At 62.1% G+C, this 8,955-nt stretch carries 10 protein-coding genes; all 10 read right to left on the bottom strand.

Features of this window, described 5'->3' with window-relative positions:
- Positions 1–328: 328 nt before the first annotated feature.
- On the bottom strand, positions 329–1,099 hold the full coding sequence (locus KY459_16535) for a phenylalanine 4-monooxygenase (protein MBW3566315.1): 771 nt from the start codon (positions 1,097–1,099) through the stop codon (positions 329–331).
- Between the two features lie 193 nt (positions 1,100–1,292).
- A complete protein-coding gene (locus tag KY459_16530; GenBank protein ID MBW3566314.1) occupies positions 1,293–2,063 on the bottom strand; it encodes a hypothetical protein in 771 nt (256 codons plus the stop codon).
- 213 nt (positions 2,064–2,276) lie between these two features.
- Positions 2,277–3,002 (bottom strand): DUF4230 domain-containing protein, encoded by a 726-nt coding sequence (locus KY459_16525; protein MBW3566313.1) that lies wholly within the window; start codon positions 3,000–3,002, stop codon positions 2,277–2,279.
- Entirely contained in the window at positions 2,974–4,368 is a 1,395-nt protein-coding gene (gene rmuC, locus KY459_16520; GenBank protein MBW3566312.1) for a DNA recombination protein RmuC, read from the bottom strand. The genes KY459_16525 and rmuC overlap by 29 nt, the downstream gene beginning before the upstream one ends.
- A 593-nt stretch (positions 4,369–4,961) precedes the next feature.
- Positions 4,962–5,369 (bottom strand): TraR/DksA C4-type zinc finger protein, encoded by a 408-nt coding sequence (locus tag KY459_16515; protein MBW3566311.1) that lies wholly within the window; start codon positions 5,367–5,369, stop codon positions 4,962–4,964.
- A 14-nt stretch (positions 5,370–5,383) separates the two neighbouring features.
- On the bottom strand, positions 5,384–5,857 hold the full coding sequence (locus KY459_16510) for a 23S rRNA (pseudouridine(1915)-N(3))-methyltransferase RlmH (GenBank protein MBW3566310.1): 474 nt from the start codon (positions 5,855–5,857) through the stop codon (positions 5,384–5,386).
- Entirely contained in the window at positions 5,850–6,755 is a 906-nt protein-coding gene (locus KY459_16505) for a sigma-54 dependent transcriptional regulator (protein ID MBW3566309.1), read from the bottom strand. The genes KY459_16510 and KY459_16505 overlap by 8 nt, the downstream gene beginning before the upstream one ends.
- Before the next feature lie 37 nt (positions 6,756–6,792).
- Complete coding sequence (gene rsfS, locus KY459_16500; GenBank protein ID MBW3566308.1) at positions 6,793–7,194, bottom strand: ribosome silencing factor; 402 nt, start codon at positions 7,192–7,194, stop codon at positions 6,793–6,795.
- Positions 7,181–7,795: a nicotinate (nicotinamide) nucleotide adenylyltransferase gene (gene nadD / locus KY459_16495; protein MBW3566307.1), complete on the bottom strand. Its 615-nt coding sequence runs from the start codon at positions 7,793–7,795 to the stop codon at positions 7,181–7,183. Before nadD ends, rsfS begins: the two co-directional genes overlap by 14 nt.
- Positions 7,792–8,796: a GTPase ObgE gene (gene obgE / locus KY459_16490; GenBank protein MBW3566306.1), complete on the bottom strand. Its 1,005-nt coding sequence runs from the start codon at positions 8,794–8,796 to the stop codon at positions 7,792–7,794. The genes nadD and obgE overlap by 4 nt, the downstream gene beginning before the upstream one ends.
- Positions 8,797–8,955: the final 159 nt, after the last annotated feature.

Genomic DNA, 8,955 nt, shown 5'->3' with positions numbered 1-8,955 from the left:
CGACCAAACGATTGCACCCCCTCCTCGATCCTCCCCCTCGAGGGGGAGGAAGAAAACAACTGGGCCGGTGTCGATCTCTGAATCGGCACTCAACTACTACCCTGTCCACGAAACCGGGTGAAGCTCAGAAAAACCGTGCACGCAGTGGACGTAGTGGACTTTGGTGGACGTAGTGGACGTGATGGATTCAACGCCGTCCATTCGTTCATGAAGTATCGGAGTGGACTGCATTGAGTCCACAGCGTCCACCCGGGTCCACAGCGTCCACCCGAGTCCACAGCGTCCACCCAAGTCCACTCCTCCAACCTCCAACCTCCAACCTCCAACCTCAAACCCGGTTCTCCAACCGTCTCTCCATCGCCTCCACCGCCTCCTCGAGCTGCTCGAACGACTCCACCACGAAGAGGATCGTCTGAAAGTGATCGATCTCGAACGGCTGATTGAGCACCGCTTCGAGATCGAAGGGGCGGCGGTCACATTCGGCCCCGAGCGCCTGTTTCGCGTCGCCTGCGCTGGAGATGAGGCCGCTGCCGTAGATCTTCGTCTCCCCGTCCTCGCGAATCAATCCGAACTCGACGGTGAACCAGAAGAGGCGCGCCATCATCGTCGTCTCCTCCTCGGTTTTCGCCATCGACGCGATATGCCCGAAGCGCTGCAGGAAGTTCGCAAACGTCGTTTCGGCGTGGAGCGGGACGTGGCCGAAGACGTCGTGGAAGATGTCGGGCTCGGGCGTGTAGTCGATCGAATCGGCCGCTCGGACCTTCACGGTCGTCGGGAAACGCCGCGCCGAGAGCGCGCGGAAGAAGTCGGCCGCGGGGATGAAGCCGCTCACCGGCACCGCGTTCCACCCCGTCAGCCCGTCGAGCCTCCGATTGACCTCGTAGAGATCCGGGATCCTCTCGGCGTCGAGTCCGATCAGCTCCGCCCCCTGCAACCACGCCCTCCCCGCCGTCTTCCGGAGCTCCGGCATGCGGCGACGCCACAGCTCGGCCCAGGTCGCATGCTCTTCGGTCGAGTAGGCGTCGAACTCCTGCTCCGCCCGGTACTCCGGCGCGACGGTCCATTCCGAAGCTTTCGTCGAAGCTGTTGCGCTGGTCATCGTGTGTCCTCCTGAAACGCAAAAAGGCCCGCGATCGCTCGCGGGCCTGTCGTTGATTGCGTCTTTGTTTAGTCGATCAGCTCGACGGACGCACGCTCACGCGGCCCGGATGGGTCACGGTATACGCGTAGGTGCGAAGGTCGAATCTCATCGCCGACGACTCTAGCCCTTCGTCCGGTTGACGTCAAGCGGGTCACGGCACGATCGTCGTCACATGCTGCGTCTCGTTGTTGGTGACGCTGATGAAGGCCCAGAACGGGAGATCGCGTTCCGGGACGATCTTGATGTTCACGGTCGAGGGAATCTCCGATGAACTGATGATCGATTGAACGCCGTCCAGTTGCGCGTACGCCGGCTTGTACGGATGGCTTCCTCCATCGACACTGAGGACCGCCTGCCCAAGAACGACCGTCTCGTTCTGGGGATGCAATACGGACACGACTACATTCATGCCTTCGTTCGTTGAGGGCATATAGACCCGCAGTGTCTGGCGGAATCCTGATGTGAGAGGCACGTTGAGCAGAAAGATTGGCGCCGAGCTCATTTCGGATCGTGCAACCACGGGGATCTGCGTACCCCACGTTTGCGCCTGACGAGAAAGGTCCTGCATTCGAAGATTGAAGGTTGGTGCGTCCGCGCCATGGGTGGTGTACAACAGAAGCCCAGGTAGCCCACCGGGCTGTGGCATCGTGGGAATCAGGCGGATAGAACCTGCAGGAAACTCTTTGGGCGTGCAAAGAGTGAAGCAAATCTCGAGAGTATCTACAAAGATCGTATGACTCGCATTATTGGCCACCACGAGCTCGGACTGCCAGATCGAGCCATGTGCGCCCGGCAATTCCTTGGCGACAACCGGCAGCAGATAGACTTCGGATTCTTCTTCGTCAAAACCCTGGGACAACGCTGGGACCGCCGAAAAAATCGAGACCGACAAAAATATGATAGTGATCAATCCGGATCTCATTTCTCTCATCCTCACTCGTTCTTGCTCATATCAGCAGAATGTCATTTGCCGGAACGTTATCCTGGTCGAAGTCAAACCGTTTGCGATCGTGGTACCGCCGACCACAGTGCCGCGATCAGTACTCGTGTACCTGCGCTCAAGATGTGTGAATTTACATAAGTGAGTGCTTATTTCACGTGACCATCGCAGGCCGAGTTACTCGAAGAGACGACGCTATCGGAGCTCGCTGTCGGATGGCGGCGCGAGCTCGCTCTCGAACCGCACGCTCTCCGCGCCGAGCTTCATCAGAAATTCGGCGAGCTGCTTCTCGGCGTTCCGCCGCGCGATCTCCCGGATTCCCTTCCGCAGCGCCTCGTTCCGGATCGCGATCTCCGCTTCCTCGCGGGCTCGCGATTCGAGATGAATGTCGCTCTTCCGAAGCAATCCCGTCTCGCGGTCGAGCACCTCGGTTTTCTGATTGTCGAGACGCGTCACCAGGATCTTCGTTCGCGGCAGACGGATCACGAGCGTGTCACCATCGACGCGGACGTCCTCTTCGCGGATCTCCGCGAGGTCGATCCCCGCGATGACGTCGCCGACCGCCATCAGTCTCACCCGGTCGCCGGCAACGGCGTCCGGAATCATGCCGTGGCTCTGCGAGACCTGGAGCACCTGGATGATCTGCATCGAGGCGGTCTCGAGCCGCGCGAGACCGCGAACCTGCGAGACGACGGCCGCGAGGTTGAGCGTCTCCTCCTCCATCTCGAACATGCTCGTGACCGACTCGGACGACTGCCGGACGAGACTCTTCGTGCAGCGATAGCCCGCGTAGATGATCAGCAGCATCGCGATCGTGCTCGCGAGGAGGATCCACCAGCATCCGCTCTTCCGGCGCATCGGGGGCGGCGGGGACGGAGCGTCGGTCGCGGGCTCAGTTCTCGGTGGACTCTGCATCGCCATCACCGGAGGTCAGCTCCTCCAGCTTCACGGAGGTCGCGGCTATCGAGTCGATGGCATCGACCCGTTCGAGCTCTCTGCGGCTTCGGGTCAGATCCCGAACCTCGCGCGCTTTCGGTTCGAGCCTCGTCTCGAATGAACGGAGAGCCTCGTTGAACTTGCCGGTCGCCTGATCGAGGTTGCGACCGAGTGCCTGAAAGTGGGATGCGAAAATGCAGAACCGGTCATAGAGCTGTTCGGCGGTCTCGAGCGCCTTCTGCGCGCTCTCCTCGAGCTTCTCGGCTCGCCATCCGGTCGCCAGCGCCTGCAGCAGCGGAACCAGAATCATCGGCGACGCGAGCACGACCTTTCTCGTTGCCGCGTACTCCCAGATTCCCTGATCGGTCATCAGCGCGCTCGAAAGGTACTGCTCGCCTCCCATGAAGAGAACCGTGAAATCGAGCGAGCGCTTCGTCCCACGCTGGATGTGCTCCTGGTAGTCCTTACGGGAAAGGATATCGATGTGGCGCTTGACGTTGGTCGCGTGGATCGCCAGCGCCTCGGCGCGCAGCTTCTCGTCCGTTTCACCGGCCGCGTCGAGGAATGCCTTGACCGGGACCTTTGCATCGATCGCGATGACGCGCTCGTCGGGAAGCGTGACGATGAGATCGGGACGGATCGAGCGGCCGTCTCCGAGGTCGAACGTCATCTGGGTGTCGAAATCGCAGTACTCGTTCATTCCGGCGAGCTCGACGCAACGCCTCAACGTATTCTCGCCCCAGTTGCCCGCCGCCGACGGAGCTCTCAGCGCGGACGCCAGACGCGAGGTCTCCGATCGAAGCGTCTCGATCGACTGCCCGATGCTGCCGAACGCATGATCCCGCTTCCGCTCGACCTCGCGAATCTCGGTCCGATAGCTCTCCAGCATCGCGGTCACCGGCTGCAGGAGATTTTCGATCTCGAGCCTCTTTCGTTCCAGACCTGCGGAGATCTCCCCCTGATTTTTTTCCAGAACCGGGGTGACCAGACGTCTCAGGTTCTCGACCGCCCCGTCGAGCGCCTTCGACGAGAGCTGCGCGTAGGAGGCTTCCAGCCGCTGCCGCGCTTCCTCGAGAAACGCCCGCATCTGGTCGAGATCTCCCTGTTTGACCTCGGCTTCGATGCGCGCCGAGCGCTCCCTGTCGAGAGCTTCACGGGCAGCTGCGAGCTCGGTCGTCAGCCGGTGCTTCTCGCTCCCCGCAGCTTCGACCTGAAAGCGGAGCTGGTCGATCTCGCGACGATTCTCGATCCGGCTCGAGAGCGCGAGCCGGGATCGCCAGAACCAGCCGATTGCGAATCCCGCCACGGCCGCCCCGATCGCAATGTACGGCGCCAGTTCGATGAAAGTCACTGACTCAGGATAACCGACATGTAAAGCCCCGAAGTCCGGGGGGCGGCGTAGCGCCGCCGGCGGACCTCGTAGGCACGCAAGTTCGAGCCGGACCGTCTCTTCTGTCGCCCGCTGAAGCGGGCTCGACCTCGTTGGGCTGCCGCGCTTCTGTCCCCCGGCTGAAGCCGGGGGCTAAGGTCTGGCGCCGCCTTCGGCGGCTTTGTCTGCTGCGTCCGATTTGCGCGAGCCTGAAACGGCGAGCTCCTCTTGTCTGATTCTGGCGAGCCCGCTTCGGCGGGCGACAGAACGTCGAAGGAATCCAGCCGCGTTGAAGCCAGCGAGATCTCGATCTCTGTTCAGCCCGCGCAAGCGGGTGAAAGGTCTTAGCCCCCGGCTTCAGCCGGGGGACAGTTGCGCTTTCCAGAAAAGAACGGCGAGCCCGCTTCAGCGGGCGACAGAACGTCCGACCGTCTTCGCGTTGAATCTCCGGGAGGTCGTCCACCTTCGACGTGCTGTATCGAACTGAACTTACCGCGCTACGGGCCCCGAAAACGGAAAAGGGCGGGAGCCCGGCACTCTGCCCGGCTCCCGCCCTGATTTTCGCGCGGTTCGTCTTACTCTTCTTCGTCGGAGCTCGAGCTGGTCGACACCTCGAGCAAACCGTTCTCGGCAAGCTCCGCGCAATCGATGCAGAGCGGAGTCCACGGAACGGCCTTCAGCCGCTTCTCGCCGATCTTCTGCTCACAATTGGTGCAGAAACCGTAGATCCCCTCCTCCATCCGGTCGAACGCTTCCTCGATTCGAATCAGGGTGTTCCGCTCGACGTCGGAGAGGGAGAAGTTCAGTTCGCGGGCGTAAGCATTCGCTGCCCGGTCGGCGAGATCCTGAATGCCGTCATCGGTGTGCTCGGCAAGCGCTGCACGGTCCTTGTCGTATACCTCGAGAAGCTCATCTCGCTTTTCCGCAAGAGTCTTCTTGTGTGACTTCCAGGGATCAGCTTTCCTCGTCTTGGCTTTGGCCATACGCTTCGTTCCTCTCATTTGTGGTATTTCACGCCCCGAAGGATCGTGCACGCCCGATAGACCTGCTCGAGAAGAATGATTCGTGCCATCTCATGAGGGAGGGTCATCGTTGACAGAGACAGAACGAGTCCTGCAGCAGTTCTAATTTCCTCGGTGAGTCCGAGATCGCCCCCGGTGACGAAAGTGACCCCGTGAGGATTCCCGTCGACCTCCTGGCCCAACCATTTTGCAAACCGAGGAGATGTCCACTGAACCCCGCGCTCATCGACCGTGACGAGGGTGGCGGGGCCCGCAGCCGCGTCGATGAGACGGCGGGTCTCGATCGCGCGAATCTCGGCGTCGGACTTCGAACGGTTCTTTTCCGGGGTAACTGTCACCAAAGAAGCGGGATAGAAGCGTCCAATCCGGGCGAGATAATCCGATTCCATCTCCGCGAGACCCGCGTTTTTCGTCGGCCCGACCCGAAGGAATCGGAGCTTGTCAGCCATCGTCACCCGCTTCATCGATGCCGTATCGCCGTCGCTTCTCGAGCAGCGTCTTCCGGTTGATTCCGAGGATCCTGGCGGACGTCGAAAAGTTGTTACGGGTTCGTCGCAGAATCTCCCGGATGTACGCCTCCTCGAGCTTCTCCAGCGGCCACGACTCCTCGGAGGCCTCTGCGACCAGGCTCGCCGGCTCCCGGCGGATATCGAAGTCCTCCGGTTTGAGGACCGGCCCCGAAGCCGTCAGCACCGCTCGCCGTACGACATTCGACAGCTCACGCACGTTCCCCTTCCACTCGAGGCCCACGAGCAGATCCATCGCTTCGTCCGAGATGGTGAACGAAGAGTCGGCGTGTTCGGCTGCGAAGCGGGCGGCGAGCAGGGGGATGTCCTCACTGCGATGCCTGAGCGGGGGGAGCTCGAGGGTGACGACGTTGAGCCGATAAAGAAGATCCTTCCGGAAGCCGCCCTGATCGACCAGCGCCTCGAGCGACTGCGAGGAGGAGGCGATGATCCTGGCGTCGACCCGAAGGTCGGCCCACCCTCCGATGCGGGTGAACTCCCCGTCCTGTACGAACCGGAGCAGTTTCGGCTGAACCTCGGGCGGAGTCACCCCGACCTCGTCGAGATAGAGGGTCCCCCCGTGCGCCGACTCGACCCGTCCGGGTTTCCGTTCCCGGGCATCGGTGAACGCGCCTTTCTCGAAACCGAAGAGCTCGCTCTCGAAAAGCTCGGGCGAGATCGACGCCGGCGCGACGGCGACGAATGGGCCCTGGCTGCGGGGCCCCGCCTGATGGATCGTTTTCGCCAGAAGGTCCTTGCCGGTGCCGGACTCCCCCTCCACCAGGACGGTCGCGTCGCTGGTTGCGATCCGCGCCGCGACATCGAGGACCCGGCGCAGCACGGCGGATCGCGTCGGGAATCGGCGGCGGATCGCCGCGTCAGGATTCGGAAGCCGCCGCGACAATCGAGCCGCCGTCCCCGACGAACCGGTCCGTCTCGTCCGGCGCGTCGTCCCACAGCCGCTCCAGCCGATAAAAGCCTCGCGTCTCCTCGGTGAAGACGTGCACGACGAAATCGCCGTAGTCGAGCAATACCCACCGCCCCGGTCGTCTCCCCTCGACGAGCAGCGGCTTGATCCCGACGCTCTCCCGCAATTTCTCCTCGATCCCCTCCGTGATCGCCAGGCTCTGCCTCTCCGAACCGGTCGAACAGATCACGAAGTAGTCGGCGATCGACGAGACCTCGCCGACCTTCAGAACGACCAGATCGAACGCCTTCTTGTCGAGGGCGACCTCGACGGCGAGGCTCACGCTGCGCGCGACGCTGTCAGTCTCCGACATAAAGCCCATTATGTTCGATGTACCTCTCCACGCGAAATGGAACCATCCCCTCGATCGAAAGCCCCTCCCGCCGCCTCTGACGAATCGTCGTCGAGGAGATCTCGATCAGCGGATTCTCCGCTGAGGCGATCCCGCCCGCAGGCGGCATCTCCCCCTTATCCACGATCCGTTCCGCCAGCTCGGGCGGAACCTCGAATCCCCCCTTCCCGCGGCGCAGCACCACGAAATTTGCCAGCTCCAGGATGCGGTCCAGATTCCTCCACTCCTGCAGCCGCCCGACATTGTCGCTTCCGATGATCCAGTCGAGCCTCGCCTCCGGATACTCCGCTCGCAGAGCCTCGAGCGTGTCGACCGTATACGAGACACCGGGCCGCTCCAGCTCGGTCGTCAGCACCCGGAAGGTCGGGGTCTCTTCGGTCGCAAGGACGAGCATCGCATGCCGGTCCCAGGAGCTCGCCGCCGTCGTCCCTTTGAACGGCTGAATGCTTGCCGGTATGAACAGTACATTTAACCAGTTGAAATGTTCAATTTGTGATATGAGAGGATCGAGGTGCCCGTGATGAACCGGATCGAAGGTTCCCCCCGCGATCGCGATGTTCACCGGGAGACCGCCTTCTCTTCGGACTTCACCAGCCCTCCGAGCAGGTAGACGAACTGATCCACGCCGGCCCCGGTGACCGCGGAGATCTCCCTGTAGTCGAACCCGCCGTCCTCGGCCCATTTCCTGAGCTTTTCGCTCGAACCTTCGGATGCGGCATCGAGCTTGGTGCCACAGACGATTCTCGGCTTCCGGGCCAACTCGTCCGAGTACGCCCGGATCTCGGCGGTGATGACCGCCGCGTCGCGCGCCGGATCTTCGGAGGAGAGATCGACCATGTGAACGAGCATTCTGCAGCGTTCGACATGGCGGAGAAAGCGGTCACCGAGCCCGTGACCCTCGTGAGCTCCCTCGATCAATCCGGGGATGTCGGCGACGACGAACGATTCGAGATCGCCCCAGGGGACGACACCGAGCACGGGCTCGAGGGTCGTGAACGGGTAGTCGGCGATCTTCGGTCTTGCTGCGGAGATGACCGAGATCAGTGTCGATTTTCCCGCGTTCGGCAAGCCGACGAGTCCGATGTCGGCGATCAGCTTCAGCTCGACGATCAGATCGCGAGTCTCCCCTGCTTCGCCGGGCTGAGCGTATCTCGGCGCCTGATTGGTCGCGCTGGCGAAGTTCTGATTTCCGAGGCCTCCGCGGCCTCCGCTGGCGACGCGAACCCGCTGGCCGGGCTCGACGAGATCGGCGATGATCTCACCCGTCACCTTGTCGGTGACCACCGATCCGACGGGGAGACTGATGACGGTGTCCGATCCGGTGCGCCCGGAGCGGTTCGATCCTTCGCCGTGCTGTCCGCGGTCGGCCTTGTACTCCCGTTTGTAGCGGAGGTGCTGGAGGGTGTTCATCGATTCGGTGGCCTCGACCCAGACTGATCCGCCGCCCCCGCCGTCGCCGCCGCTGGGGCCCCCACGGGGGACGTATTTCTCGCGCCGGAACGCAACGCAGCCGCGGCCTCCGGCCCCTCCTTCGACGTGAATCGTGGCGTAATCGATGAACATAAAAAACGGAGCCACCAGGCTGGCGGCTCCGAGGGTCGAATGCAGGTTCCGGGCTAGATCGGGCGAGCGGGGTCGGGGGTTTAAAAGTTAAATAAAAAACCGGGTTAGTGAAAAAGAAGTAGATATCCCACTTTATTTTAAAAATAAAAAACCAACCCC

This window comes from Acidobacteriota bacterium (assembly GCA_019347945.1).
GTDB lineage: Bacteria > Acidobacteriota > Thermoanaerobaculia > Gp7-AA8 > JAHWKK01 > JAHWKK01.
The sequence above is the reverse complement of the archived record's forward strand: the minus strand, read 5'-3'. Positions and strand labels throughout refer to the sequence as shown.